Annotated in this window: 22 protein-coding genes and 1 other RNA gene; 2 read left to right on the forward strand and 21 right to left on the reverse strand. The window is 68.8% G+C overall.

Features of this window, described 5'->3' with window-relative positions; genetic code table 11:
* Window positions 1-227: 227 nt before the first annotated feature.
* A complete protein-coding gene (locus tag IAE60_RS18405) occupies window positions 228-1,181 on the reverse strand; it encodes a M23 family metallopeptidase (protein ID WP_162108383.1) in 954 nt (317 codons plus the stop codon).
* 8 nt (window positions 1,182-1,189) lie between these two features.
* On the opposite strand from IAE60_RS18405, the gene IAE60_RS18410 reads away from it, so the two are divergent.
* The gene (locus IAE60_RS18410; RefSeq protein WP_187573339.1) at window positions 1,190-1,657 is read left to right on the forward strand and encodes a DciA family protein; all 468 of its coding nucleotides are present in this window, start codon (window positions 1,190-1,192) and stop codon (window positions 1,655-1,657) included.
* A gap of 200 nt (window positions 1,658-1,857) precedes the next feature.
* Here the strand turns inward: IAE60_RS18410 and lpxC are convergent, their stop codons facing one another.
* The 15 genes from lpxC to mraZ all read right to left on the reverse strand — a co-directional run bounded on the left by lpxC (window position 1,858) and on the right by mraZ (window position 18,599).
* Window positions 1,858-2,772, reverse strand: a complete 915-nt coding sequence (gene lpxC / locus IAE60_RS18415) for a UDP-3-O-acyl-N-acetylglucosamine deacetylase (protein WP_187573340.1) — start codon at window positions 2,770-2,772, stop codon at window positions 1,858-1,860.
* A 219-nt stretch (window positions 2,773-2,991) separates the two neighbouring features.
* Complete coding sequence (gene ftsZ / locus IAE60_RS18420) at window positions 2,992-4,218, reverse strand: cell division protein FtsZ (RefSeq protein WP_162108386.1); 1,227 nt, start codon at window positions 4,216-4,218, stop codon at window positions 2,992-2,994.
* An 84-nt stretch (window positions 4,219-4,302) separates the two neighbouring features.
* Window positions 4,303-5,538: a cell division protein FtsA gene (ftsA, locus tag IAE60_RS18425; RefSeq protein ID WP_055940270.1), complete on the reverse strand. Its 1,236-nt coding sequence runs from the start codon at window positions 5,536-5,538 to the stop codon at window positions 4,303-4,305.
* Window positions 5,535-6,317: a cell division protein FtsQ/DivIB gene (locus tag IAE60_RS18430; RefSeq protein WP_187573341.1), complete on the reverse strand. Its 783-nt coding sequence runs from the start codon at window positions 6,315-6,317 to the stop codon at window positions 5,535-5,537. The genes ftsA and IAE60_RS18430 overlap by 4 nt, the downstream gene beginning before the upstream one ends.
* Window positions 6,314-7,276, reverse strand: a complete 963-nt coding sequence (locus IAE60_RS18435; RefSeq protein WP_187573342.1) for a D-alanine--D-alanine ligase — start codon at window positions 7,274-7,276, stop codon at window positions 6,314-6,316. Before IAE60_RS18435 ends, IAE60_RS18430 begins: the two co-directional genes overlap by 4 nt.
* The gene (gene murC, locus IAE60_RS18440) at window positions 7,273-8,724 is read right to left on the reverse strand and encodes a UDP-N-acetylmuramate--L-alanine ligase (RefSeq protein WP_187574813.1); all 1,452 of its coding nucleotides are present in this window, start codon (window positions 8,722-8,724) and stop codon (window positions 7,273-7,275) included. The genes IAE60_RS18435 and murC overlap by 4 nt, the downstream gene beginning before the upstream one ends.
* Window positions 8,724-9,824, reverse strand: a complete 1,101-nt coding sequence (gene murG / locus IAE60_RS18445; RefSeq protein ID WP_187573343.1) for an undecaprenyldiphospho-muramoylpentapeptide beta-N-acetylglucosaminyltransferase — start codon at window positions 9,822-9,824, stop codon at window positions 8,724-8,726. Before murG ends, murC begins: the two co-directional genes overlap by 1 nt.
* Window positions 9,821-11,116, reverse strand: a complete 1,296-nt coding sequence (gene ftsW, locus IAE60_RS18450; protein ID WP_187573344.1) for a putative lipid II flippase FtsW — start codon at window positions 11,114-11,116, stop codon at window positions 9,821-9,823. Before ftsW ends, murG begins: the two co-directional genes overlap by 4 nt.
* Window positions 11,116-12,201, reverse strand: coding sequence for a phospho-N-acetylmuramoyl-pentapeptide-transferase (gene mraY / locus IAE60_RS18455; protein WP_162108391.1), 1,086 nt, complete (start codon window positions 12,199-12,201; stop codon window positions 11,116-11,118). Before mraY ends, ftsW begins: the two co-directional genes overlap by 1 nt.
* Window positions 12,191-13,570, reverse strand: coding sequence for a UDP-N-acetylmuramoyl-tripeptide--D-alanyl-D-alanine ligase (locus IAE60_RS18460; protein WP_187573345.1), 1,380 nt, complete (start codon window positions 13,568-13,570; stop codon window positions 12,191-12,193). Before IAE60_RS18460 ends, mraY begins: the two co-directional genes overlap by 11 nt.
* Window positions 13,567-15,039 (reverse strand): UDP-N-acetylmuramoyl-L-alanyl-D-glutamate--2,6-diaminopimelate ligase, encoded by a 1,473-nt coding sequence (locus IAE60_RS18465; protein WP_425504443.1) that lies wholly within the window; start codon window positions 15,037-15,039, stop codon window positions 13,567-13,569. The genes IAE60_RS18460 and IAE60_RS18465 overlap by 4 nt, the downstream gene beginning before the upstream one ends.
* 8 nt (window positions 15,040-15,047) lie before the next feature.
* Window positions 15,048-16,895 (reverse strand): peptidoglycan D,D-transpeptidase FtsI family protein, encoded by a 1,848-nt coding sequence (locus tag IAE60_RS18470; protein ID WP_187573347.1) that lies wholly within the window; start codon window positions 16,893-16,895, stop codon window positions 15,048-15,050.
* Window positions 16,892-17,155, reverse strand: coding sequence for a cell division protein FtsL (gene ftsL, locus IAE60_RS18475; protein WP_162108395.1), 264 nt, complete (start codon window positions 17,153-17,155; stop codon window positions 16,892-16,894). Before ftsL ends, IAE60_RS18470 begins: the two co-directional genes overlap by 4 nt.
* Window positions 17,152-18,120: a 16S rRNA (cytosine(1402)-N(4))-methyltransferase RsmH gene (gene rsmH, locus IAE60_RS18480; protein ID WP_244966613.1), complete on the reverse strand. Its 969-nt coding sequence runs from the start codon at window positions 18,118-18,120 to the stop codon at window positions 17,152-17,154. The genes ftsL and rsmH overlap by 4 nt, the downstream gene beginning before the upstream one ends.
* Window positions 18,117-18,599 (reverse strand): division/cell wall cluster transcriptional repressor MraZ, encoded by a 483-nt coding sequence (mraZ, locus tag IAE60_RS18485; RefSeq protein ID WP_187573348.1) that lies wholly within the window; start codon window positions 18,597-18,599, stop codon window positions 18,117-18,119. The genes rsmH and mraZ overlap by 4 nt, the downstream gene beginning before the upstream one ends.
* 283 nt (window positions 18,600-18,882) lie before the next feature.
* Here mraZ and IAE60_RS18490 point away from each other — a divergent pair, with 283 nt between their 5' ends.
* Window positions 18,883-19,653 (forward strand): NRDE family protein, encoded by a 771-nt coding sequence (locus IAE60_RS18490; protein ID WP_187573349.1) that lies wholly within the window; start codon window positions 18,883-18,885, stop codon window positions 19,651-19,653.
* Between the two features lie 204 nt (window positions 19,654-19,857).
* On the opposite strand, the gene rnpB is transcribed toward IAE60_RS18490, so the two are convergent.
* From rnpB to rsmI, 5 genes are all read right to left on the reverse strand, one after another.
* Window positions 19,858-20,208, reverse strand: an RNA gene (gene rnpB / locus IAE60_RS18495) — RNase P RNA component class A.
* A gap of 40 nt (window positions 20,209-20,248) precedes the next feature.
* Window positions 20,249-21,475: a chromate efflux transporter gene (gene chrA / locus IAE60_RS18500; RefSeq protein WP_338052594.1), complete on the reverse strand. Its 1,227-nt coding sequence runs from the start codon at window positions 21,473-21,475 to the stop codon at window positions 20,249-20,251.
* Between the two features lie 41 nt (window positions 21,476-21,516).
* On the reverse strand, window positions 21,517-23,298 hold the full coding sequence (locus IAE60_RS18505) for a DUF885 domain-containing protein (RefSeq protein ID WP_222937165.1): 1,782 nt from the start codon (window positions 23,296-23,298) through the stop codon (window positions 21,517-21,519).
* Between the two features lie 103 nt (window positions 23,299-23,401).
* Window positions 23,402-25,201, reverse strand: coding sequence for a DUF885 domain-containing protein (locus IAE60_RS18510; RefSeq protein ID WP_187573351.1), 1,800 nt, complete (start codon window positions 25,199-25,201; stop codon window positions 23,402-23,404).
* A 39-nt stretch (window positions 25,202-25,240) separates the two neighbouring features.
* A complete protein-coding gene (rsmI, locus tag IAE60_RS18515; protein WP_187573352.1) occupies window positions 25,241-26,062 on the reverse strand; it encodes a 16S rRNA (cytidine(1402)-2'-O)-methyltransferase in 822 nt (273 codons plus the stop codon).
* Between the last annotated feature and the right edge of the window lie 167 nt (window positions 26,063-26,229).

A 26,229-nucleotide genomic window follows, 5' to 3' on the forward strand; every position in this document is an offset into this window, starting at 1 on the left:
GTCGCGGGCCGAAAACGAAACAGGGCGCAAGGCGCCCTGTCTGGCAACACCGTATTGTAGCTTGGGGCGCCGCCCGGGGAATCAAGGCGGACCGTCAGACCGACTGCGCCTGGGATGGTTCCCGAACGCCGGCACTGGCGTCGAGCCTGCTCGACGCCACATGGCAGACACGGCCAGTCCAGGGCCGGAGGGCAGCGGAGCAGGCTCCGCGCCGCGTCAGATCGCGGTCAGCCGCGCTTGACGGACTGGCCCACCGGCGTGGGACCTTCGCCCAGGAACTTGCGCGGATTGACCACGCGCCCGTTCTCCCACACTTCGAAGTGCACGTGCGCACCGGTGGAGCGGCCCGTCGAGCCGGCCTTGGCCACTTCCTGGCCCACGCGGACCAGATCGCCCGCGCGCACGGTCAAGCGCGAGTTGTGCGCATAGCGGGTGACATAGCCATTGCCGTGGTCGACATCCACGACGTTGCCGTAGCCGCCCTTCACGCCGGCGAAGCTGACCACACCGTCGGCCACCGCCAGCACGGGATCGCCGACGCTGGCCTTGAAGTCGATGCCCTTGTGGTACTGGCCACCGCCACCGAAGGGATCGGCGCGGCCGCCGAAGCCGGAGGTGATGTAGCTGTTGGCGATCGGCAGGCGGCCCGGCGTGGCGTTCCGGTCCAGTTCGCGATTGAACAGCAGCGCCTCGAGCACGGACAGCTGGCGGCCCGAGGCGGCGAACTGCTGCTCCAGCTTGTCCACGCCGGCAACCAGTTCGGCGGGCTTCATGTCGTAGGACACGTCGTTGCCGCCCACGCCCACCGGCTCGTTGAAGTCGAACTCGCCGTCCTGCAGCTGGCCCACGCGGGTCAGGCGTTCGCCCAGGGCGTTCAGCCGGTTGGCCTGCGCCTGCAGCTCGCCCAGGCGCGCGGCCATGGCGTTGATTTCCTGCTGGGCACCGCGGCGCACCTGGTCCAGTTCGGCATCGCGCTGCTCGGCCTTGGCCTGCAGCAGCGAAACCTGCGCCATGCCGGCGGCGCTGCGCCCGGCCACGCCGATCAGCAGACCGGCGGCGACCAGCACCGAGGCACTGGCCAGCGGACGCGCATGGAAGGCAAGGCGGATGCGGTAGGCACCATGGGCGGACGCATGGGCCCACCAGGTACGCGAATTGTTTACGATGGTCTTAAAGCTCATAGATACCGATGTCTGATTCGAAGTCCAAGCCGCGCCGTACCGGCATCGCGCAACCTGCCCTGCAGGCTGCCCTGACGGATGCCGCCACCGACCCGGTGCGTCGCGCCATGTGGCTGGACGCCTTGGAACAGCAGCTTCGCCCCTGCCTTCCCCCTGCCCTGGCGCCGCATTGCCGATTGGCGAACGTGGCGGGCAAGCGGCTCGTTTTTATCGTCGACTCCCCGGTGTGGAACGCCCGGCTACGCCTGGCGGCACCCGAATTGATCAACGTGGCCCAATCCATCGGACTGGCGGTCACCGAAGTCACCGCCAAGACGCGCCTCGCGCCGGTCGTGAAGCCCGCGCAGGCAGCGGTCGTACCCGTATCGGAGGCCTCCCGCAGAGGGCTGCAAGCGGCCCTCGACCTCCTGTCGGCCCCGGACTCCGCCGGTACCCCCACCCCGCAGGGCGGTCATCGCGGGCGCCGGAAAAATTGACCCGGCCATCACGAAGGACGGGGCATGGTACCGGCCACCGTTGGTCGGGACGTTAGCCAAACGTTATAAAAAGGTTATTTTCGGGCCTGAAATTCGACGCAGTTCACAGTTTCGCCAAGGCGTAACCATTTCCGCACCACCGCGTGACGGGGGTGGGGAACCGGGCGACAGCAGGGTCACCGTCCGGAGGGACGCGCGTCTCAGACCGCCAGGGCAGGCGTCGCATAGGTGACCGGGGACGGCGCAGCGCGGTCCTCGAAGGTCACCTCTTCCCAGGCCGAGGTTTCGGCCAGCAGGGCCCGGACCAGCTTGTTGTTCAACGCATGGCCCGACTTGAAGCCCTCGTAGGCACCCAGGATCGGGCGGCCGGCGAGATAGAGGTCGCCGATGGCGTCCAGGATCTTGTGGCGGACGAACTCGTCCGTGTAGCGCAGGCCGTCCTCGTTCAGCACGCGGAACTCGTCCAGCACGATGGCGTTGTCCATCGAACCGCCCAGGCCCAGGTTGCGCTCGCGCATGTATTCCAGGTCGCGCATGAAGCCGAACGTGCGCGCGCGCGCGACTTCCTTGATGTAGGCGCCGGTGGAGAAGTCCACCTCGGCACGCGACTGCGAGGCCGGGATCATCGGATGGTCGAACTTCACCGTGAAACCCAGCTTGAAACCGTCGTACGGCTCGAAGCGCGCCACCTTGTCGCCTTCGGTCACTTCCACCGGGCGGGTGATGCGGATGAAGCGCTTGGGTGCGTCCTGCTCGGCAACGCCGGCGGACTGGATGAGGAACACGAACGGGCCGGCGGAGCCGTCCATGATCGGCAGCTCGGCCGAGGACAGTTCCACGTAGGCATTGTCGACGCCCAGGCCGGCCATTGCCGACATCAGGTGCTCGACCGTCTGCACCTTGGCGCCTTCGCAGGTCAGGCCGGTGCACAGCGTCGTCTCGGTGACCAGCTCGGCGCTCGCGGGGATCTCGACCACGGGATCCAGGTCGATGCGCCGGAACACGATGCCGGTATCGACCGGCGCCGGACGCAGCGTCATGTAGACCTTTTCGCCGCTGTGCAGCCCCACGCCCGTCGCGCGGATCACGTTCTTGAGGGTGCGTTGCTGGGCCATCGGCAGGAATCGCAGGTGGGGGGAACCTGAGCGGGCAGCGAGAATATCACGCAATTCGCTGAATCTTAACGAAAGAACCGGTCTGTCCCACGCCTGCAACAACGACCTGTTAAGGCCGTCGGAAAGGGCTGCCGGGCCGGCGAAGGCCCGGCAGCAAAGGGACATGGCGGTGTCGTTCGGTCTTGCTCCCTCCCCTCGCGGGGAGGGCACGCGGGTGGATCAGTCCGCCTGGCGACGCAGGAACGCCGGGATGTCCAGGTAGTCCGAGGGCAGTTCCGCCGCCACCGGCGCGGAGGCCGGGGCCGACGGCGCGGGCGAAGCCGAACCCCGGCGCAGGCCCAGGCCGCTGGTGGCGGCACCGATCGGGTCCATCGAGAAGCCGTCGTCGATCGGCATGCCGGTGGTGGCGTCGCGGACCAGCTTGATCGGCGCGCGCATCGGCTCGCGCAGGTCGCCGCCGCGGCCGACCGGCTGGCGGGCGGCGTTGCGGTTCAGGCCGGTGGCCACCACGGTCACGCGCACTTCGTCCTGCATGTCCGGGTCCAGCACGGTGCCGACCACGACGGTCGCGTCTTCCGAGGCGAAGCCTTCGATGGTGCGGCCCACTTCGTCGAACTCGGCCATGGTGAAGTCCGGACCGGCGGTGATGTTGACCAGGATGCCGTTGGCACCGTTGAGGTTGACGTCGTCCAGCAGCGGGTTCTGGATGGCGGCCTCGGCGGCGGCCTGCGCACGGTCATCGCCGCGGGCCGAGCCGGTGCCCATCATCGCCAGACCCATCTCGCTCATCACAGTGCGCACGTCGGCGAAGTCAACGTTGATCAGACCCGGACGCACGATCAGGTCGGCGATGCCCTGCACGGCGCCCAGCAGCACGTCGTTGGCGGCGCGGAACGCCTGGATCATCGTCGCGTTGCGGCCCAGCACGGTGATCAGCTTCTCGTTCGGGATGGTGATCAGCGAGTCGCAGTGGTGGCTCAGTTCCTCGATGCCCTTCAGCGCGACCTGCATGCGGCGGCGACCTTCGAACGGGAACGGCTTGGTGACCACGGCGACGGTCAGGATGCCCATTTCCTTGGCCAGCTGGGCCACGACCGGCGCCGCGCCGGTGCCGGTGCCGCCGCCCATGCCCGCGGTGATGAACACCATGTCGGCGCCGTCCAGTGCGTCGATGATGCGCTCGCGGTCTTCCAGCGCCGCCTGGCGGCCGACTTCCGGATTCGCGCCCGCGCCCAGGCCCTTGGTGACGTTGCTGCCGAGCTGCAGCTGCAGCTTGGCGCCACAGTTCTTGATCGCCTGCGAGTCGGTGTTGGCGGTGATGAATTCCACGCCGTCCACGCTGCCGTTGACCATGTGCGCCACGGCGTTGCCGCCGCCGCCGCCCACGCCCACGACCTTGATCACCGCATTCGGGGCCATCTTTTCAACCAGTTCGAAATGTGCCATGTCCTTGTCCTCGTTTATTTAGTTATGTGGTGCTGGTGGAACGAACTCGTGATGCCTTCAACTTCGCGGTAGGTGTCACCTCACTCAGAACTCGCCGCGATACCAGTTCTGCAGTTTCTTGAACCAGCTGCCCGCCTTGCCCGTGGGCAGCGACGGACGCCGGGGGTGTTCGATCTGGCTGCCCATCAGCAGCAGGCCGACGCCGGTGGCGTGCACCGGGTTGCCGACCACTTCGCCCAGGCCGGTGACGTGCTGCGGGATGCCGACGCGCACGGGCATCTGCAGCATCTCCTCTGCCAGCTCGACCACGCCTTCCATCTTCGCGGCGCCGCCGGTCAGCACCATGCCGGCGCGCACGCGCTCCTCGAAGCCGGAGCGGCGCAGTTCGGCCTGCACCATCTCGAAGATCTCCTCGTAGCGCTGCTGCACGGCCTGCGCCAGCGCATGGCGCGGCAGGCGGCGCGGCGGACGGTCGCCCACGCTCGGCACCTGGATGCTTTCCTCGGCCGTCGCCAGCTGGGCCAGCGCGCAGGCATAGCGCACCTTGATCTGCTCGGCTTCGGGCGTGGGCGTACGCAGCATGTGCGCGATGTCGTTGGTCACCTGGTCGCCGGCGATCGGCAGCGAAGCGGTGTGGCAGATCGCGCCCTGCACGAACACCGCCAGGTCGGTGGTGCCCGCGCCCATGTCGACCAGCACCACCCCGAGCTCGCGCTCGTCGCTGGTCAGCACGGCGACGCTGGAGGCCAGCGAGGAGAAGATCAGGTCGTCGATCTGCAGGCCGCAGCGCTGCACGCACTTGCTGATGTTGGCGGCCGCCGACTGCGCGCAGAACACCAGGTGCGCGTCCACTTCCAGGCGCACGCCGGTCATGCCGACCGGATTGCGGATGCCTTCCTGCGAGTTGTCCAGCTTGTACTCGCGCGGGATGGCGTGGAGGATCTTCTGGTCGGCCGGGATGGCGACAGCCTTCGCCGCTTCCAGCACGCGGTCCAGGTCGCCCCACGTGACCTCGCCGTCCCGGATCGGGACGATGCCGGGCGAGTTGCGGCACTGCACGTGGTTGCCGGAGATCGAGGCGTAGACCGAGCGGATCTCGCAGCCGGCCATCAGCTCGGCCTCCTCGATCGCACGCTGGATCGACTGCACCGTGGATTCGATGTCCACCACGACGCCGCGCTTGAGGCCGCGCGACTCGTGCGAGCCGATGCCGATCACTTCGATCGGATTGCCCGGTGCGTACTCGCCGACCAGCGCCGTCACCTTGGAGGTGCCGATGTCCAGCCCGACGATCAGCGATTTGTCACCCTTGCGATTCATGTAATGCCCTGCAGAAGACGACCTGCGGCCGCGATCGGCGCAGGCAATGGAGTCGGTATGGCGGCCGGCGGCGGCGCCTTGGGCGCTTCGCCCCAGCTGAGCGCGAAGCCGTTGGTGTAGCGCAGGTCCGCGCGCACCAGCGGCTGCGCCTGCGCGGCCAGCAGCTGCGGCAGCATCCGCGCGAACCGGCCCAGGCGCGGGCGCGCGTCGGTGCGACCGACCACCACCTGGGTGCCGTTGCCCAGCAGCAGCGACCAGCTGCCGCGGGCATCCATCACCAGCGTGGTGACGTCAAGGCCCATCGGCGCGAACAGCTGGCGCGACTCGTTGTAGAGCGCGGTCACTTCCTGCACCTGGGATTCGGGCCCACCGAGCTGCGGCAGGTCCAGGCCGGACAGCTCCTTCGGCATCGGGAACAGGCGGCCGTGCTCGGACAGGAGTTTGTCCTCGCCCCAGCGCGCGAACGGCTTGTGTTCGGTGATGCGGACCTCCAGCACGTCGGGCCAGCGCTTGCGCACTTCGGCGCGCTCCACCCAGGGCAGCTTCTCGACCGCCTGCTTGGCGTCCTCCAGCCGCACCGCGAAGAAGCCGCGACGCGCATGCGGCAGCACCGCGGCCTGCAGCTGCGCCGGCTGCACGCGCGCCAGTTCGCCCTGCACGCGCAGCTTGCTCAGCGGCCAGCGCTCGGCGCCGATCCAGCCGTTGACCACGGCCACGACCGGCAGCGCGACCAGCGCCAGCGCGAGCAGCCAGGTCAGGATGCGCAGGGCGGCGTTCATGGGCCCGCCACCTCCGGCACCGTCTGCTCCAGGATGCGCCAGCACAGCGCTTCGAAGCCGATGCCGACCTGTGCGGCGGCCTTCGGCACCAGCGAATGGCTGGTCATGCCGGGCGCGGTGTTGACTTCCATCAGCAGGAAGCGGCCATCGGCATGGCGCATCACGTCGACGCGGCCCCAGCCGCTGCAGCCGGCGGCGCGGAAGCCTTCCAGCGCCAGCGTGCGGATCCGGGCCTCGTCGTCGGCACTGTCCAGGCCGGGGCACAGGTACTGCGTATCGTCAGCGATGTACTTGGCGTGATAGTCGTACCAGCCCTGCGCCGGCACGATGCGCACCGAAGGCAGCGCCACGTCGCCCAGGATGCCGACGGTGAACTCGCCGCCGGTCAGCATCTGCTCGGCCAGCAGTTCGCCGGCATAGGAGGAGGCGAACGCGACGGCGGGCGCCAGGTCATCCTCGCTCTCGATCTTGAACACACCAACGCTGGAGCCCTCGGTCGAAGGCTTGACGAAAACAGGAAAGCCCAGTGCACGCACGGCCGCGGCCAGGTCGTCGCCGGGCGCGATGCGCACGAAGCCCGCCGTCGGCAGGCCCGCCGCCTGCCACACCTGCTTGGTGCGGATCTTGTCCATCGTCAGCGCCGAACCCAGCACGCCCGGACCGGTATAGGGCACGCCGAGCGACTGCAGCAGTCCCTGCAGCACGCCGTTCTCGCCGTCGCCGCCATGCAGGATGTTGAAGACGCGGTCCACCCGGCCGGCACGGATCGCCTCCACCAGGGCCGGCACACCGTCCACCGCGAAGGCCTGCACGCCCTGCGACAGCAGCGCCTCAAGGACGTTCTGGCCGGAGTTCAGCGACACTTCGCGCTCGCTGGACGTGCCGCCCATCAGCACCGCAACGCGGCCGAAGCGGGCGGGATCGTCGAAGCGTGGCGGCGCGAGGTTCACGGCGCTCATGCGGATGCCTTCCCGCTGAAGCCGTGCGCGGCGATGTGCTGCGACATGTGGCCGATGTCGCCTGCGCCCATCATCAGTAGCAGGTCGCCGTCCTGCAGCACGTCGGGCAGCACGTCGACCAGGTCGGCGACCTGGCTGACGACCACCGGCTCGTTGCGGCCGCGCGCACGGATCGCGCGCGCCAGCGACTTGGCATCGGCGCCCGCGATCGGCTGTTCGCCGGCCGGGTACACCTCGCTCAGCACCAGCGCGTCGGCTTCCGACAGCACCGCGGCGAACGCGTCGAACTGGTCGCGCGTACGGCTGTAACGATGCGGCTGGAACGCTACCACCAGACGCTTGTGCGGCCAGCCGCCGCGCGCAGCGGCGAACACGGCCGCCAGTTCCTTCGGATGATGGCCGTAGTCGTCGACCAGCTGCACGCGCGCGCCCTGCGGCGTGGTGATCTCGCCCAGGTCGTTGAAGCGGCGGCCGATGCCGGCGAACTTCTCCAGCGCGGCGGCGATGTTCTGCGGCGACACGCCCAGCTGCCAGCCCACCGCGGCGGCGGCCAGCGCGTTCTGCACGTTGTGGCGGCCCGGCAATGCGAGGCTGACGCGGATGCTGGCGTCTTCCGGCAGACGCAGGGTGAAATGCATGCGCCCGCCTTCCTGCTCCACGTCTTCGGCACGCACGTCAGCATGCTCGGCGAAGCCGTAGCTCATCACGTGCCGCGGCGTGTCGGCGGCGATGGCGGCGACTTCCGGGTCGTCGATGCACAGCACGGCCAGGCCGTAGAACGGCAGGCGCTGCAGGAACTCGGCGAACGCCGCCTTCACGCGTTCGAAGTCGTTGCCGTAGTTCTCCAGGTGATCCGCATCGATGTTGGTGACGATGGAGATCAGCGGATTCAGCCGCAGGAAGCTGCCGTCGCTCTCGTCGGCCTCGGCCACCAGCCACTGGCCGTCGCCGAGCTTGGCGTTCGCACCCGCTGCCAGCAGCTGGCCGCCGATCACGAAGGTCGGGTCCAGCCCGCCCTCGCTCAGCACCGCCGCCGTCAGGCTGGTGGTGGTGGTCTTGCCGTGGGTGCCGGCCACGGCGATGCCGCGGCGGAAGCGCATCAGCTCGGCGAGCATCGCAGCACGCGGCACGATGGGGATGCGCTGGCTGCGCGCTTCCATCAGCTCGGGATTGTCGTGCTTGATCGCGCTGGAGACCACCACGCAGTCGGTGCCCAGCACGTTGGAGGCGTTGTGGCCGCGCATCACGCGCGCACCCAGCGACGCCAGCCGACGGGTCGCGGCGTTGTCGGCATTGTCCGAGCCGGACACTTCGTAGCCCAGCGTGCACAACACCTCGGCGATGCCGCTCATGCCGGAGCCGCCGATACCGACGAAGTGCACCCGGCGGAATTCCTTCGCCAGGTTGCCGGTGTGCTGCAGGCGGCGCTCGCGTGCGGCGGCCATCATCATGCCTGCGTCCTCATTTCGATAGCTTCCTCAAGAATGATGTCGGCGATGCGGTCGGCCGCATCGGGTTTGGCCAGCGTGCGCGCGGCCTTGGCCATCGCCATGCGCGCAGCGGTGTCGCCGGACAGCCTGCGCAGCGTGGCTGCCAGCGCATCGGCCAGGGCGTCGTCCTGCTTCAACAGCACGGCGGAGCCGCGCTCGACCAGGTACTCGGCATTGCGGGTCTGGTGGTCGTCGACGGCCTGTGCGAACGGCACCAGCACGCTGCCCACACCCACCGCGCACAGTTCGGCCAGCGTGGAGGCGCCGGAGCGGCAGACGACAAGATCGGCCCAGGCGTAGGCTTCGGCCATATCGGTGATGAACGCTTCCACGCGCGCCACAACGCCGGCATCCGCATAGGCCCTGGCCGCTTCGTCGCGCAGCTTCTCGCCGCACTGGTGGCGCACATCGACGCTGCCTGACGGCAGCGTGGCGAGTGCGCGCGGCACCGCCATGTTCAGGGCGCGCGCACCCTGGCTACCGCCCAGCACGAGCAGGCGCAGCGGGCCTTCGCGGCCGGCGAGGCGCGATGCCGGCGGCGCGATGGCGGCGATCTCTTCGCGCACCGGATTGCCCACTACTTCCTCGCGCTGCGGGAACGCACCGGGGAACCCGGTCATCACGCGGCGCGCCACCCTTACCAGCACGCGGTTGGTGAAGCCGGCCGCGCGGTTCTGTTCGTGTACCAGCAGCGGCAGACCCATCAGGCGCGCGGCGACGCCCCCGGGGCCGGACGCGAAGCCGCCGAAGCTGACCACCGCGCGGGGCGCCCGGCGACGCAGCACGAAACCCGCCGCACGGATCGCACGCAGCACACGCACCGGCGCGCCTAGCAAGGCGAGCTTGCCCTTGCCGCGCAGGCCGGTGATCGCGAGCGTGTCCAGTTCGATGCCGTGCTGCGGCACCAGCCGTGTTTCCATCGCACCTTCAGCGCCCAGCCATACAACCGGCACGCCGCGCGCGCGCAGCACCTTGGCCACGGCCAGCGCGGGAAAGATATGACCGCCGGTGCCACCGGCCATCATCATCACGGGTGCCGGGGAGGTCGCAACGTTCATGCGATCCTCTCGAAGGTCGGTTCGACACGCGAGCGCAGGCGGCTGGTGCCACGCAGCTTTTCGGACAGCGAAGGCGGTTGCGGCGATGCGCTATCGGCCGGCGCACGCGCTTCGCCCGATGGCGTGGTCTGCAGTGCTTCGCCACGCAGGGCGACCTGGCGCTGGGTGCGCTCGAGTTCGTACGACACCCGCAGCAACAGGCCCATCGCCACGCAGGTCATCAGGATGCTCGACCCGCCGGAGGAGATCAGCGGCAGGGTCAGACCCTTGGTCGGCAGCAGACCCAGGTTCACCCCCATCGAGACGAAGCTCTGCATGCCGATCCACAGCGCCACGCCGAAGGCGACATAGCCGGCGAAATGGCGGCGCATTTCCACGCAGCGCAGGCCGATGACGAACGCGCGGCCGACCAGCAGCGCGTACAGCGTCACCACCAGACAGACGCCGACGAAGCCAAGCTCTTCGCCGATCACCGAGAAGATGAAGTCGGTATGCACTTCGGGCAGGTAGTTCAGCTTGAGCACAGAGCCGCCGAGGCCGATACCCGACCATTCGCCGCGACCGATCGCCATCAAGGCATTGGTCAGCTGGTAGCCGCTGCCGAACGGATCGGCCCACGGATCGGAGAATGACGTCAGGCGACGCATGCGGTACGGCTCGGCGATGGCGATCACGGCGAGGATGGGCAGGCCCACCAGCACCGGGCCGAACATGCGCGGCATGTTCACGCCGCCCAGCACCAGCATGCCGGCGGTGATCGCCAGCAGCAGCGAGGACGAACCGAAGTCCGGCTGCATCAGCAGCAGCGCAACCAGCAGCACCACCACGCCCAACGGCTTCAGCATCGCCGCCCAGGTCGCGTTGACCTCGTCGCGGAAGCGCACCAGGTAGCTGGCCAGCCAGACGATGAAGAACACCTTCACCACTTCCACGACCTGGAAGTTCGACACGCCCAGGTTGATCCAGCGGTGCGCGCCCTTCACGCTCACGCCCAGTCCCGGCACGAACACCAGCAACAGCAGCACCACGCAACCGAGCAGCAGCAGGTGGTTGCGCGCCTCGATGCTCTTCAGCTCGGTGCGCGTCACCCACCACGCCAGGCCCGCGCCCGCGACCAGGAACATGCCGTGGCGGATCAGGTAGTAGAACGGATTGCCGTGCTGGTAGATCGACGCCGAGGCGACCATCACCACGCCCAACGACGCCAGCGCCAGCATGGCGCCGAGCAACCAGGGGTCGAAGCGCCCCCCGATGGCTTCCAGTCGCGTGGCCTGGCGCGGCGTGTCGTTCATCAGCGCACCTTCAACGTGGCCAGACCGACGAGCACCAGCACGACGGAGATGATCCAGAAGCGCACGATCACGCGCGGCTCCGGCCAGCCCTTCAGTTCGAAGTGGTGATGGATCGGCGCCATCCGGAACACGCGCTTGCCGGTCAGCTTGAACGACGCCACCTGGATCATCACCGACAGCGTCTCGATGACGAAGATGCCGCCCATGATCACCAGCACCAGTTCCTGGCGCACGATCACCGCGATGGTGCCCAGCACCGCGCCCAGCGCCAATGCGCCGATGTCGCCCATGAACACCATCGCCGGATAGGTGTTGAACCACAGGAAGCCCAGGCCCGCGCCCGCGATGGCGGCACAGATGATGGTCAGCTCGCCGGCGCCCGGCACCTGCGGGATCTGCAGGTAGTTGGAGAACACCGCATTGCCGGAGGCGTAGGCGAACACGCCCAGCGCGCAGGCCACCAGCACCGTCGGCATGATCGCCAGCCCATCCAGGCCATCGGTCAGGTTGACCGCATTGGAGAAGCCGACGATCCAGAAGTACGCGATGGCGACGAAGCCGACGCCGGCCAGCGGCAGCGCGATCGACTTGAAGAACGGCACGTAGAACGTGGTCGCCGCCGGCACGTCGGCGTACAGATACAGGTACAGGCCCGCGGCCAGGCCGAAGATCGACTGCAGCAGGTATTTCCAGCGGGATTTCAGGCCATTCGGATCGCGCCTGACGATCTTGATCCAGTCGTCGTACCACCCGATCACGCCGAAGCACAGCATGACCAGCAGTACCACCCACACGTACTTGTTGCGCAGGTCGCCCCACAGCAGCACCGATGCGGCCACCGTGATCAGGATCAGCGCACCGCCCATGGTCGGCGTGCCGGCCTTGGAGAAGTGCGACTGCGGGCCGTCCTTGCGGATCGGCTGGCCGCCCTTCAGCTGGCCCAGCCGGCGGATCACCGCCGGGCCCAGCCACAGCGACAGCGCCAGCGACGTCAGTGCGGCCAGGATGCCGCGGAACGTCAGGTAGCCGAACAGGCCGAAGAAGTTCTCCAGGCTCTGCAGCCAGCGAGCCAGTTCAAGCAACATGCGGTGTGTCCTCCCCGGTGGACAGCAGGGCGGCGACGATCCGGTCCATCGCGCTGCCGCGCGACCCCTTGACCAGACAGCGCACGCCGGCCCGCAGGTCGGCGCGCAGTGCGGCCGCCAGCGAAGCGTGATCTTGGAATGAATGCGCGCCCTCGCCGAACGCGGCGGCGGCGGCGGCGCTCAACGGTCCCAGCGTGTACAGCCGGCGGAGCCCAGCGGCCCGGGCGCGCGCGCCCATGTCGGCGTGCAGGGCTTCTTCGTCGGCGCCCAGTTCGCGCATGTCGCCCAGCACCAGCCAGCCTTCCCCGCCGTCCTGAGCACTCGCGGCGGCGAGCGTCTCGATGGCCGCGATCAATGAGCCGGGGTTGGCGTTGTAGCTGTCGTCGATCACCACCGCGCCGTTGGGCAACGTGTGCGCGACCTGGCGCCCGGCAACCGGCTGCGCGGCCGACAGACCGTCGGCGATGGTCGCCAGCGATACGCCGCAGGCCATGGCGAGCGCCGCGGCGGCGAGCGCATTGCGCACGTTGTGGCGACCCGGCAGGTGCAGGCTGACGACGACGTCGCCATGCGGGGCCACCAGCACGAAATCCGATCCGTCCGCGGTCGCGCGGATGTCGCGTGCCGTCAGGTCGGCCGTGGCATCCAGCCCGAAACGCAGGATGCGGCGATCCGGCACGCGGCTGGCGAAGTACTCGGCGAACGCGTCGTCGGCATTGATCACCGCGGTGCCGTCGGCCGGCAGCGCGTCGTAGATGGCGCCCTTGGTTTCGGCCACGCCGACCAGCGAACCCATGCGCTCCAGGTGCGCGGCGGCGATGTTGTTCACCAGCGCCACTTCCGGCGTGACGATGTCGGTGAGGTAGGCGATGTCGCCCGGCTTGCCGGCGCCCATCTCGTAGACGGCGAAGTCCGCATCGTCGGGCGCGTCGATGACCGCCAGCGGCAGGCCGATCTCGTTGTTGCGGTTGCCGGGGTTGAAATAGGTGACGCCGGCCCGCTGCAGGATGGAGACCACCAGCGTCTTGACCGTGGTCTTGCCGTTGCTGCCGGTGATGGCGACCGTCTTTTCCACGCGGTCGCGCTGCAGGCCGGCGGCGATGCGCGCCAGCGCCAGCAGGGTATCCGGCACGACGACCTGCGGCACGTCGACCTTCACCTCGTGGTCGACCAGCACCGCGGCGGCACCGCGCATGGAGGCGTCGTAGGCGAAGTCGTGCCCGTCGAAGCGCTCGCCACGCAGCGCCACGTACAGGCTGCCCGGCACCAGGGTGCGGGTGTCGTTGGTCAATGAGCCGATCACCAGATCATCGCCGATCAGTTCGCCACCGGCCCAGTGCGCCAGCAGGGAAAGGGGAAGCCGCTTCATCGACGGTCCTCCAGGGCGTGGCGCGCCACCGCGGTGTCGTCGAACGGGTGTTTCACGCCATGGATTTCCTGGTAAGGCTCGTGACCCTTGCCGGCCACCAGCACGATGTCGTCCGGACCCGCCTGGGCGACGGCCTGCGCGATGGCCTGCGCCCGGTCGCGCTGCACGAGCACGGCAGCCGGCTTCGCGAAGCCGGCCATGATGTCGGCCACGATGACGTCGCCGTCCTCGGTGCGCGGGTTGTCGTCGGTGACCACCACCACATCCGCCAGGCGTTCGGCGATGGCGGCCATCTGCGGACGCTTGCCGGTATCGCGGTCGCCCCCGCAGCCGAACACGCAGAACAGCCGGCCCTGCACGTGGTCGCGCAGGCTGGCCAGGGCCTGCTCCAGCGCATCCGGCGTGTGCGCGTAGTCGATCACGACCAGCGGACGACGGACGCCGGCCGCGTCGGTATCGCCCCCCAGCCGGTTCATGCGGCCATGGATCGGCGCCAGCCGCGACAGCGTGCGCGCGATGTCGGCGGTGCTGTCGCCCAACGCGCGCAGCGCACCGGCGACGGCCAGCAGGTTGTCCACGTTGAAGCGGCCCAGCAGGCGCGACTGCACCGGCTGCACCTCGTCGCCGATCACCAGGTCGAAACCGATGCCGTTGCCGTCCAGGCGCAGCGCATCCGCGCGCACGCTGGCATCGGCCTGCCCGCGCGAGCTGACGCCGATGCGCTGCACGCCGTGCGGCAGCCGGGCGAACAGGTCGCGACCATAGGCATCGTCCAGGTTGACCACGCCCGCCTTCAGGCCGGGGCGGAAGAACAGCAGCGACTTGGCCGCGCCGTAGCGCTCCATGTCGCCGTGGTAGTCCAGGTGGTCGCGGGTGAGGTTGGTGAACACGCCCACATCGAAATGCACGGCGTCGACGCGGCCCTGGTCCAGCGCATGCGAACTGACTTCCATCGCCACCGCCTTCGCGCCCGCATCGCGGAACTGCGCCAGCAGTGCATGCATCTGCAGCACCAGCGGCGTGGTGAAGCCGGTCGGCACCACCTCGCCATACATGCCGGCGCCCAGCGTGCCGACCGTCGCACAGCGGATGCCGCGCAGGTGCCAGGCCTGCGCCAGCAGCTGCACCGTGGACGTCTTGCCGTTGGTGCCGGTCACGCCGACCATCTTCATGTCGTGCGAGGGCGCGGCGTGGAACCGGTCGGCCATCGCGCCCATGCGGGCGCGCAGCCCCGGTACCGCGATCGCGTCGCGTGGCGCTTCCAAACCGTCCGGTACCGGCGGCTCGAACAGGACCGCACTGGCGCCGTTCTCCTTCGCCTGTGCCGCGAAGTTCAGCCCGTGCGCACCGAAGCCGGCGATGGCCACGAAGGCGTCGCCCGGCTGCACGCTGCGGCTGTCCAGGGTCAGTCCGCGCACCACGATGTCGCGCGGCACGTCCACGTCGGGCAACAGTTCGGCGAGAGCCATCATCCGCCTCATCGCGTCGCTCCCGTGGCCGGCAGCGTGGCGTGCGGGGCGTCGAATGCGGACGGGTCCGTGGTATCGACTGCATCGTCGACGATCGGCGTCGGCACGGGCGCCTGCGCGGCCGCACCCGGCTTGCCTGCGTTCTTGGCCTGCGCGGCCAGCCAGGCCTCGATGTCGTCCGGCGGCACGTCCATCAGGCGCAGCGCGCCATCCATCACGTCGTGAAAGACCGGCGCGGCGACCAGGCCGCCGAAGTAGCCGCCTTCCTGCGAATCGTTGATGACCACGACGGCCGCGAAGCGGGGATTGCTGGCCGGCACCAGTCCGGCGAAGAAGGACGCGTAGCGGCCCTTCGCATAACCGCCGCCGGACGCGATGCGGGCCGTGCCGGTCTTGCCCGCCACGCGATAGCCCAGCACGCCGGCCCGCTTGGCGCCGCCCTGCGTCACCACGGTTTCCATCATGCCGACGACTTCACGTGCGATCGCGGGATCGAGCACCTGCGGCGCTTCGCTCCGCTGGCCCTTCACGAACGTCGGCGTCACCAGCCTGCCGCCGTTGCCCAATGCGGAGTAGGCGCGCGCGATCTGCAGCGGCGTGACCGCCAGGCCGTAGCCATACGACATCGTCGCCTTCTGCAGGCCGTTCCAGCGGTCCGGCGGCGCCAGCATGCCGGCGGACTCGCCCGGGAAGCCGCTGCCGGGCTTCTGCCCGTAGCCGAAGCTATGGATGCTCTCGTAGAAGTAGTCGTTGGGCAGCTTCTCGGCGATCTTGATCGAGCCGATGTTCGAACTCTTGGTGATGACGCCGGTGACGGTCAGCACGCCGTTGTTCCGGGGCACGTCGCGGATGGTGTAGCGGCTGTTCAGGGCCATGTAGCCCGGATTGGTGTTGACCAGCGTCGAAGGCGTGACCACGCCGGCCTTCAGCGCCGTCGACACGGTCAGGGGCTTCATCGTGGAGCCGGGCTCGATCATGTCGGTCAGCGCGCGGTTGCGGCGCGCATCCGGCTTCACCCGGTCGATCGCGTTGGGGTTGTACGTGGGCAGGTTGACCATCGCCAGCACTTCGCCGGTGGCCACGTCCATGATCACGATGGAACCGCTGCTGGCCTGGTGTTCGAGCAGCGCATTGCGCAGCTCGCGGTGCGCCAGGTACTGGATGCGGCGGTCGATGCTCAGCGTCAGGTCCTTGCCCGGCTGCGCGGAGCGGATCAGGTCGACGTTCTCGACGATGCGGCCGCGGTTGTCGCGGATCACCTTCTGCACGCCCGGCGTGCCGCTGAGCCATTCGTCGAACGCCAGTTCCAGCCCCTCCTGGCCGCGGTCGTCGATGTTGGTGAAGCCCAGCACGTGGGCCATCGCCGGCCCCTGCGGGTAGAAGCGGCGGAACTCGCGCTGGGAGAACACGCCGGGAATCTTGTGCGCCAGGATCTTCTGCGCCTCGTCCGGATTGATCCGGCGCTTGAGGTACAGGAACTCCTTGTCGGCCTTCTGCGACAGGCGGTTGGTCAGGTGGTCGAGCGGCACGCCGAGCGCCTGCGCCAGCTCGGGCAGTCGGTCGGGCGTCTTCAGCAGTTCCTGCGGGTTGCCCCACACCGATTCCACCGGCGAGGACACCGCCACCGGCTCGCCGTTGCGGTCGGTGATCATGCCGCGCGAGGTCGGGATGGGGATCTCGCGCAGGAAGCGCGCATCGCCCTGGCGCTGGTAGAAGTCGTGGTTGATCAGCTGCACGTAAGCCGCGCGGCCGACCAGGCTGACCGAGCACAGGCCCATCGCGCCCAGCACCAGGGCCAGGCGGCCGCGCAGGTTGAAGCGCGCACGGTTGCGGTTCTTGGCCGGCGCGGCGTTCATGGACGCACCACCACGATGTCGGCCGCTTCCGGGAACTTCATGCCCAGGCGCACGCGCGCGACCTGGTCGATGCGCGTGGCTTCGGCCACGGTGGCCTGCTCCAGCTGCAGGCGACCGAATTCGACGTTCAGTTCGTCCCGCGCGCGCTCCAGCCGCGTCACCTCGTCGAACAGCACGCGATGGCGGTGGCGCGCGTACACCACCCCGATCGCGGAAGCGATGTTGGCCAGCACCAGGACGGCGAGCAGGAAGCGCGTCACGCCGCGGCCTCCAGCTTCTCGGCCACCCGCAGCACCGCGCTGCGGGCGCGCGGGTTGGTGGCCACTTCATCGGGCTCGCCCTTCTGGCCGCTGCCGATGGCGCGCAGCGTGGGCACGAACGTCTCGGCCACCGGCAGCCGGCGGTTGGCCGGCGGCGCCTTGGCGTGCTTGTTGATGAACTGCTTGACGATGCGGTCTTCCAGCGAGTGGAAGCTGATCACCGCCAGCCGGCCACCGGGCTTGAGGCAGGCCAATGCGGCGTCCAGGCCAAGTTCCAGGTCCGCGAGTTCGCGGTTCATGTGGATGCGGATGGCCTGGAAGCTGCGCGTGGCAGGATGGATCTTGTCGCCGCGCGGCATGACCGAGGCGATCACCGATGCCAGGTCGGCGGTGCGGGTGAACGGCTGGGTCGCGCGACGGGCAACGATGGCGCGCGCGATGCGGCGGCTCTGCTTCTCCTCGCCGTAGGTCCACAGCACATCGGCGATCTCGCGCTCGTCGGCACGCGCGATCCAGTCGGCCGCGCTCTCGCCGGATTCCGGGTCCATGCGCATGTCCAGCGGACCGTCCTTGCCGAAGCTGAAGCCGCGCTCGGCCACGTCCAGCTGCGGCGAAGACACGCCTAGGTCAAGCAGCACGCCATCGAGCCCCGCGGCGGCTTCATCCCACTGAGCCATCGACGCGAAGCTGCCGCGACGGATCGCCACGCGCGCGTCGCCCGCGAACATCTGTTCGGCATGCGCGATCGCGTCGGGATCCTTGTCCATCAACAGCAGCCGGCCTCCCGGGCCGAGTCGTTGCAGCACGCCGCGCGCGTGGCCTCCGCGCCCGAAGGTGCCGTCCAGGTACGTTCCGTCCTCTTTCACCTGCAGCCCTTCCATGACCTGCGTGTACAACACCGGCAAGTGCAGCGCTGGGAGGTGACCGGCCGGCGCGGACTGCCGCTTGCCGTCACCCCGGCTCACAAGCGCAACTCGAGCATGTGTGCGCTCAGATCGTCGTCGGTGAGGGTCTGACGGATCTGCGCGTGGTGCGCCTGTTCGCTCCAGAGTTCGAATTTCTCGCCCATGCCGAGCAGCACGGCTTTCTTCTCGATGCCCACCGCGCTGCGGTGGCTGGCCGGGATGCTGATGCGGCCGTTGCCGTCCAGCTCCACCGGCGAGGCGGCGCCGACCAGCTTCAGCTGCAGGCTGCGATGCGCGCGCTGAGTGCTGGGCAGCTTGTTGACGTCGTCGCGGACCCGCTGCCAGACCTTTTCCGGGTACAGGTACAGGCTGCCGGCCTCGAAGGGGTTGTAGGTGATCACCAGGCGGTTGCCGCACTCGCGCGCGACCAGGTCGCGGTACGCGGTGGGCACCGCGAGCCGTCCCTTGTCGTCCACTGTGATGGCGGTCTCACCCTGAAACACGACGCTGCCTTCCCGACGCCCTGACGAGCGACCCATTGAACCACGAAAAACCACCAAAAACCCGGTTTTCCCTCTGTTGACCACGTTACCACCGCGCACAGGGTTGTCAACAGGAAAACGGGCGGGAAATCACTTGGCGGATCAATGGCTTGCGGCAAACTTCAGAGACTTGTTCAAGCCTTATCCACAAGTTGCTGTTTCGTCTCAAATTTTGAGATTGAGGAATGATTCAGTGAGGTGACCACGCCTTCACGCCGCCCACCGTGGTGAGGCACCCGCGGGTGTGGAACTGCGCGAACCGGGGGTCCAGAATTCCCCCATGTGCCTGCTTGCGCTCGCCTGGAACGTGCATCCCCGCTGGCGGCTGCTGCTGGCCGGCAACCGCGACGAGTTCCATGCGCGCCCGACGGCTCCGCTGGCCCCTTGGGCATCGGCGCCGCACGTGCTCGCCGGCCGCGACCTGCAGTCCGGCGGCACCTGGGCGGGCGCGGACCGGCAGGGCCGGATGGCGGTGGTCACCAACGTGCGCGACCCGCGCATCCAGGTGCCGGGGGCTCCCTCACGGGGACAGCTGGCGGCCGGGTTCCTGCAATCGCCCGATGGCGCGGACCACCGCGCCTCGGGACTGCTGGCAGCTGCCGAGGCCTTCGCCCCCTTCAATCTGGTGCTGGTCGATGCGACGACCTGCGAGTACCTGAGCAACTACCCCACCCCGCGCCGGACCACCCTCGCACCCGGCCTGCACGGCCTGTCCAACGGCGACCTGGACGAACCGTGGCCGAAGACCCTGGCCCTGAAGGAGCGCCTGGCGGCCTGGATGGCGTCGGGCGAGGACGACGTGTCGCCGCTGTGGGATGCCCTGGCCGACGAGACCCGCGCCGACGACACCCGACTCCCCGACACCGGCGTGGGGCTCGAACTGGAACGCTTGCTGTCGGCCGCGTTCATCCGCGACGCCCGCTACGGCACCCGCGCCAGCACCCTGATCGCGATCGATCATGCCGGGCACGGCTGGATCAGCGAGCGCCGCTTCGGGCCGGAAGGCATTTTCGAGGGCGAAACGACATTGCGGATCGGACCCGGCGCGTAGCCCAGCGCCATCGCCGCTGAGGGTTTGCGGTCGCGACTCACGTCGCTCCTACAGAGAGCTGTCGAAGCTCCGCCTTACCAGCCCCCTGAGTCAGGGGGCGATCCGCACCGCAGGTGCGGATGGGGGTATGGCAGCAAGGCTCGGGGCCCAAAGTTTGCTCCCGCAAACTTTGGGGGCTTTCCTGCGCCTGCGCAGGAAAGCCAGCGGCGGAGCCGGCCGGTAAGCCGGGTTCTGTCGTGGACAGTCATTCCTCTAGGCGCAACGTCACCGTTACGCTCAAGCAACCTACCCGGAGACACTGCGGGCCGCAGCATAGCCTCCCTATTTGGTCTTGCTCCCGGTGGGGTTTGCCGTGCCGGTCCGTTGCCGGACTCGCGGTGCGCTCTTACCGCACCATTTCACCCTTGCCACGCATTCCGAAGAACCGTTCGGCGGTATCTTTCTGTTGCACTTTCCGTCGGCTCGCGCCGCCCAGGCGTTACCTGGCACCGTGCCCTGTGGAGCCCGGACTTTCCTCGGCATCGTTTCCGATGACGCGACTGTCTGGCCGGCTCCGCCGCATGCATTGTCGCACAGGGCCAGGGACTGGACGCGCTCAGCGCAGCGCAAGCGCCAGCATGCCGGCGAGCGGCGCCGCCAGGACCAGCCATGCTGTCGGCACCCGCCATCGCACCAATGCCACGACGCCCACGATCACCACGATCAGGTCGGCGATTCCCCGTAACGCCTCTGCCCTCAGCGGACCGCACAGCGCCGCCAACAGCAGACCGACGACCGCGGCATTGATGCCCGCCAGCACGGCGCGCATGCGTGGCACTCCCGCGATGCGTTGCCAGAACGGCAGCACACCGACCACCAACAGGAACGACGGCAGGAAGATCGCCACCAGCGCCAGTGCGCCGCCCACCCATCCGCCCCGACCCGCCTCCATCGCGGCACCGAGATAGCCGGCGAAGGTGAACATCGGCCCCGGTACCGCCTGCGCGGCGCCGTAGCCCGCCAGGAAGACCTCCTGCGTGACCCATCCCGGCGCCACCACGCCCTCCTGGAGCAGCGGCATGACCACGTGCCCGCCGCCGAAGACCAGCGACCCCGCGCGATAGAACAAGCCGAACACGTCCGGCATCGAGCCCGCGCCCGCCGCACGCCAGGGAATCACCAGCAGCGCCACGAACACCGACAGCGCGACGATCCCCGTCCGCCGTGATCCCGCCTGCCCGGTGCGCGCGAGCGGTGGCGGCGGTCCGCCCGCCGGCATACCCAGGCCCGCCAGCGCGCCGAGCACGATCACGCCCACCTGCATCCATGTCGATGGCCAGATCAGCAGCACCGCGGCCGCCCCCAGCATCAGCCCCCAGGCGGCCGGCGTCCGACAGAACGCGCGCGCCATGCCCCATACGGCGTGGGTCACCACCACCACGGCCAGTAGCTTGAGGCCATGCAGCACACCGGGGGGCACCACGTCGCGCCAGTGCGAAAAACTGGCGCCCAGCGCCACCATCAACAGGGCCGACGGCGCGGTGAAACCGCACCATGCCGCGACGGCGCCGCGGATGCCTGCCTGCGACAGACCGATGGCCATGCCCACCTGGCTGCTGGCCGGACCGGGCAGGAACTGGCAAAGCGCGACAAGCTCAGCGTACGCACCGTCCGTCAGCCACTGGCGTCGTGTCACGAACGCATCGCGAAAATAGCCAAGATGGGCGATGGGGCCCCCGAACGACACCAGCCCAAGCCCAAGGAATACGCGGAATACCGTCCAGGCGCTGGCGCGTTGTCGCGGCTGCCCCGCCGTCGTCCCTCGCATGAGCATCACTCCCATCCCTTTTTACGCTATCGCGTCTTCCTCGACACCCCGATGATTCAAGCCAGCGCCACTGCACCATCGAGGACGTGCATGGGAAGCGGCCCCGACGCCAGGATGAAGTCGTTGTAGGCGCGCGTGTCGAACCGCGTGCCCAGGCGTTGCCGGGCCTTCTCGCGCGTTGCCAGCATCTGCTGTTTGCCGACCATGAAGCTGCAGGCCTGCCCCGGGTAGACGCAATAGCGGTCGATCTCGCGCTCGGCGGCGTCGCGATGTTCGCCGGCGTTGGCCACCATCCAGTCGATGGCCTGCTGGCGGGTCCAGCGCGCGTGGTGGAGGCCGGTATCGACGACGACGCGGCAGGCACGGAACAACTGGCCCTGCAGATAGCCGATGCGCCCGAACGGATCGCTTTCGAATGCACCCATCTCGTCCGCCAGCTGTTCGGCATACAGGGCCCAGCCCTCGGTCCACGCCGAGAAACGCACCGTGCGCCGGAACAGCGACAGTCCACCCGCCTCGCTCAGGACGCTGTCCTGGAAATGGTGACCGGGTATCCCTTCGTGATGCAGCAGGGTCGGGATGCGCCACAGGGCGTTCTCCGCGACCGAGCGCAGGTTGAGGAAGATGGTCGAAGTCTGGGCGGGATCGCTGCTGGCGCTGTAGAAAGCGCCCGGCGCGCCGTCCTGGATCGCGGGCGAGATGCGCTGCACCTCGACCGGCCGATCCGGAATCACCCTGAAACCCCGCGGCAGCAGGCCCTTGATCCGATCCAGGTGTGCGCTGGCGTAGTCGATGATCGCCTGGCGCCCCGCTTCCGTATCCGGCTGGAGGAAGCGCGGGTGGCGATCCAGGGCGGCCATGCGCTCACCCACCGATCCGCGTGCCAGGCCCTGCGCGCGCAGCAGCTGATCGATCTCGGCCGACAGTTCTTCTACCCAGCCCAGGCCGAGTTGATGCAGCTCACCCGGCGCATAACTGGCCGTGGTGTTCGAATGCAGGGCCGACGCGTAGTAGGCCTCGCCGTCCGGCTTGGCCCAGATGCCCGCCCGGTCGTCGGCGCGGGGCTGCAAGGCCGCGAGCGACGCGCTCTGGCGTTGCAGTGCAGGCACGATGCGCTCGACGAAGATCGCAGAGGCGCGACGGTCCAGATCGGCAATCCCGGCATCGCGCGCACGCGCCAGGGCCGATGCCGTCAGTGCATTGCCGGTCGGCGCGGCATCGCGCAGGGTCGCGATCTGCCTCAAGGTCTTGGCCAGGATGAAATCCGGGGGGATGACGCCCAGGCCCGCATCGTGGCGGATCTGTTCGGTCTCCTGGTCCAGGGCGACGGCGAACTGGCCCAGCTTGTCCACGTAGCGGTCGCCGTCCGCTGCGTCCTTCATCGGTGAGCGTCCGCCGATGCCGTCCGGCAGCCAGAAATAGGCGCCATTCATCTGGCTGACGACATAGGGGCTGGGTCGCAGGTTCAGGTCCGAAAATCCGTAGCGTCCGTACTGGTCCGCCATGGCCTCGTAGACGAAGCGGGCCGTGTCGTAGTCCAGCGTCGCGGTAGCCGAAAGCGCGGCACGCTCGATACCGCCCAGTTCCGCCAGGCGCTGTAGCGTGGCCTGCCGGCGGCGCGCGCGTGCGGCCAGCGAATAGTCGGCCAGGCGGTCCACCCCACCCTCCTCTGCCTTCAGGGCCTCGGCATGGCGTTGCAGCAGGCCCGCCAGGCGGATGTCCTCGGCGGGCGCATCCCCCGCCGTGTCGGAGACAGGATTCGAACCGGCCATGCGCGCGGCCAGGGGCCACGTCACGCCGAGCGCCACGGCGCCGACCAGCAGTTCACGACGACGCATCAGGTTCACCTCCAAAGCAAGGCGTCCGGAACCTTCCGTGCCGAAAGGCCGCAACGCAGAATGAGATCAGCGAGCATCTACGAACAGGACGCACACCCAAGGCCTACTGCGCCGCCTCGCCCGACATCAGCCAGCGGTCGATCTTGGCTTCCAGCACGTCCAGCGGCAGGGCGCCGGTGTCCAGTACCTGGTCGTGGAAACGCCGGATGTCGAAATCCGGGCCCAGGCGCTCGGTCGCACGCCGCCGGAGTTCCTGGAACTTCAGCTCACCCACCTTGTAGGCGCAGGCCTGGCCCGGGTTGGTGATGTAGCGATCGATCTCCACCGCCACGTCGCGCGGGGCCATGGACGTGTTCGCCAGCATGTAGTCGATCGCGCGTTGACGATCCCATTGCAAGGCATGGAGACCGGTGTCGACCACCAGGCGCACGGCGCGCAGCATTTCCATGTCCAGGTGGCCGAACCATTGGTAGGGGTCGGAGAACATGCCCAGTTCCTGGCCCAGGGATTCGGCATACAGGCCCCAGCCCTCGGCGTAGGCGGTGGCCGGCACCTGGCCGAAGCGCAGCAGGTCCGGCAGGCTCTCGTCCTCCTGGACCAGCGAGATCTGGTAGTGGTGGCCGGGCACGCCCTCGTGCAGTTGCAGGGTCTCCAGGGTGGGGATGGGACGCGTGTTCAACATGGCCATGTTGAAGAACAGGACGCCGGGCTCCGAAGCGTCCGGCGGACCGGCGCGGTAGTAGCCCGTGCCCCTCTGGTCACCCAGCGCCGGCAGCGGACGCAGCTCAAATGCGGCACGCGGACGACGTGAGAACAGTTCGGGCATCCGCTCCCAGACCTTTTTCTCGATGCGTTCGAAGTGGCCGATGAGGTCTTCGGGTTTGGAATAGTAGAACTCGGGCCCGGTGCGGACGTGTTCGAAGAAAGCCGGCAGGTCGCCGTCGAAGCCGGTCGCCTGGCGCGCCTGCTCCATCGCGGCGCGGATCCTGGCCACTTCGGACAGGCCGATCTGGTGGATCTGCTGCGCGCTCATCGTGGTGGTGGTGTGCTGGACCAGCAGGGACGCATAGACGCGCGCGCCGTCCTTCATCGCCCACAGGCCTGCGCCCTCGGTGGCGACCGGCAGGTAGCGGTCGCGCAGGAACGTGCGCCAGCGCTCGTAGGCCGGCGTGGTGCGGCGCTCGATGATCCGGCGGTACGCGGCCGCCAGGCGGGCGCGGTCTGCGGCTCCGATGGTGTCGGGGAAACGCGTGACCGGGGAGTAGAAGGGATTCTCCTCGACCGGCAGTTTGAGGAAGGCCTCGACCTGCCCCAGGACGTTGTTCACCACCACCTTGGGCTGGTGGTAGCCCTGGGCCATGCCCTGCTCCAGGCGATCCACCGTACTGTCCATGTAGCCGGCGAAGCCCTCCATCTGGGCCAACCCCCGTTCGTAGTCTTCGACCGTCTTGAAGCGGACGCCCGACAGGTAGTCGGGGAACTCGACGTGCAGGCCGAAGGAGGCGTTCAGCGGCACCAGGTTGCGGATCGCGTGGATGCCGCTGTCGATGTCGCCCAGCGCCTGCTCGGCCTGGTAGCGGAACGCGTCGTAGGCAATCTGGTCCTTCTCGCCCAGGGAGGCGCGGTCGATGCCGGCCAGCCCCGACAGTTCGGCGCGCTTGTTGGTCGCCAGCTGCCGGGCGAAGGCCTCGCTCTGCGGATCGACGAAGACGGCCCCGGTCGGGGGCAGGCCGCGCTCGGCAAGACGCAGCGGATGGAGCGCGTCGTCCGCCTTCTGGCTCTCCGCCACCAGCAGGCCAAAACGCTCACGGGCGTCCGGCGGAGTCCACGCCATCGCGGCGGGCGATGCCGCCACTAAAACCAGCATCGCCACGGCAGCCTTGAGCAGTTCACGCATTTCCATCCTCATCCCCTTTCACTCGAGGCTCGCCAACACGGCCCACTATCGCGCGCCATACAACTCCTTTCTCGGCGCGCCGGTGATCTCGGCAGCCAGCTTGGCCGCCGTCGACGGCGGCAGGTGCTCGTTGAGCATCGCGTAAACGCGGCGGCCCTCGGACAGGCGCGCCTCCACGTCGTCGCCAGCGCCCTGCACCATCACGACGAACTCGCCCTTGCGCTGGTTCTCGTCCGCGTCCACGCGCGCCTGCAGTTCGGCCAGCGTGCCGTCGAGGACGGTCTCGAACAGTTTGGTCAGCTCGCGCGCCAGCACCGCCGGACGATCGTCGCCGAATGCGGCGCGCATGTCGGCCAGCGACTCCGCGATGCGGTGCGAGGACTCATAGAAGACCAGCGTGCGGGCCTCGCCCGCCAGCCGCTGCAACTGGTCACGCCGCGCGGAGGCCTTGGCCGGCAGGAATCCTTCGAAGGCGAAGCGGTCGCTGGGCAGGCCTGCCACACTCAGGGCCGCGATGGCCGCACAGGCGCCTGGCAGCGGGCTGACCCGGACGCCGGCCGCGCGTGCAGCGCGCACCAGGCGGAAGCCGGGGTCGCTGACCAGGGGTGTGCCCGCGTCGCTGACCAGCGCCAGCGATTCACCCGCCAGCAGCCGGTCGACCACGCGCTGCGCCAGCGCATCCTCGTTGTGCTCATGAAGGGCCACCAGCGGGGTGGAAACGCCGAAGTGGGCGAGCAACTGCCCGCTGCGGCGCGTGTCCTCCGCGCAGATGGCCGCCACCGAACGCAGCACCTCCAGTGCGCGTGGGGTCAGGTCGCCCAGGTTGCCGATCGGGGTGGCGACGATGAACAGGGTTCCGGCAGGCATTCCAGTGGGGTCCGGTGGCTGGGGGTAGAATCGTAGCCGGTTCCCCTGCCCGAACACCGACGATGCCCCTGGATCCGCCTGTCGCACGCACGCTTTCCGCACGCCTCCGTCCCGCGCAATGCCTGGTGGCATTGCTGTTGGTCGCCCTGCTGGCGAGCTGCGCCACC

Source organism: Pseudoxanthomonas mexicana, assembly GCF_014397415.1.
Taxonomy (GTDB): domain Bacteria; phylum Pseudomonadota; class Gammaproteobacteria; order Xanthomonadales; family Xanthomonadaceae; genus Pseudoxanthomonas_A; species Pseudoxanthomonas_A mexicana.

Bases quoted from the DNA above. Each gene is read 5' to 3' on its own strand.
- ftsZ (WP_162108386.1), bottom strand. From the start codon at position 4,218: ATGGCACATTTCGAACTGGTTGAAAAGATGGCCCCGAATGCGGTGATC.
- IAE60_RS18435 (WP_187573342.1), bottom strand. From the start codon at position 7,276: ATGAGCGCCGTGAACCTCGCGCCGCCACGCTTCGACGATCCCGCCCGC.
- IAE60_RS18460 (WP_187573345.1), bottom strand. From the start codon at position 13,570: ATGAAGCGGCTTCCCCTTTCCCTGCTGGCGCACTGGGCCGGTGGCGAA.
- IAE60_RS18430 (WP_187573341.1), bottom strand. From the start codon at position 6,317: ATGAACGCCGCCCTGCGCATCCTGACCTGGCTGCTCGCGCTGGCGCTG.
- IAE60_RS18470 (WP_187573347.1), bottom strand. From the start codon at position 16,895: ATGAACGCCGCGCCGGCCAAGAACCGCAACCGTGCGCGCTTCAACCTG.
- IAE60_RS18510 (WP_187573351.1), bottom strand. From the start codon at position 25,201: ATGGAAATGCGTGAACTGCTCAAGGCTGCCGTGGCGATGCTGGTTTTA.
- murC (WP_187574813.1), bottom strand. From the start codon at position 8,724: ATGATGGCCGCCGCACGCGAGCGCCGCCTGCAGCACACCGGCAACCTG.
- murG (WP_187573343.1), bottom strand. From the start codon at position 9,824: ATGAACGTTGCGACCTCCCCGGCACCCGTGATGATGATGGCCGGTGGC.
- IAE60_RS18490 (WP_187573349.1), top strand. From the start codon at position 18,883: ATGTGCCTGCTTGCGCTCGCCTGGAACGTGCATCCCCGCTGGCGGCTG.
- mraY (WP_162108391.1), bottom strand. From the start codon at position 12,201: ATGTTGCTTGAACTGGCTCGCTGGCTGCAGAGCCTGGAGAACTTCTTC.
- IAE60_RS18465 (WP_425504443.1), bottom strand. From the start codon at position 15,039: ATGGCTCTCGCCGAACTGTTGCCCGACGTGGACGTGCCGCGCGACATC.
- lpxC (WP_187573340.1), bottom strand. From the start codon at position 2,772: ATGGCCCAGCAACGCACCCTCAAGAACGTGATCCGCGCGACGGGCGTG.
- IAE60_RS18505 (WP_222937165.1), bottom strand. From the start codon at position 23,298: ATGCGTCGTCGTGAACTGCTGGTCGGCGCCGTGGCGCTCGGCGTGACG.
- rsmI (WP_187573352.1), bottom strand. From the start codon at position 26,062: ATGCCTGCCGGAACCCTGTTCATCGTCGCCACCCCGATCGGCAACCTG.
- IAE60_RS18410 (WP_187573339.1), top strand. From the start codon at position 1,190: ATGTCTGATTCGAAGTCCAAGCCGCGCCGTACCGGCATCGCGCAACCT.
- ftsA (WP_055940270.1), bottom strand. From the start codon at position 5,538: ATGAATCGCAAGGGTGACAAATCGCTGATCGTCGGGCTGGACATCGGC.
- IAE60_RS18405 (WP_162108383.1), bottom strand. From the start codon at position 1,181: ATGAGCTTTAAGACCATCGTAAACAATTCGCGTACCTGGTGGGCCCAT.
- ftsW (WP_187573344.1), bottom strand. From the start codon at position 11,116: ATGAACGACACGCCGCGCCAGGCCACGCGACTGGAAGCCATCGGGGGG.
- mraZ (WP_187573348.1), bottom strand. From the start codon at position 18,599: ATGGGTCGCTCGTCAGGGCGTCGGGAAGGCAGCGTCGTGTTTCAGGGT.
- chrA (WP_338052594.1), bottom strand. From the start codon at position 21,475: ATGGGAGTGATGCTCATGCGAGGGACGACGGCGGGGCAGCCGCGACAA.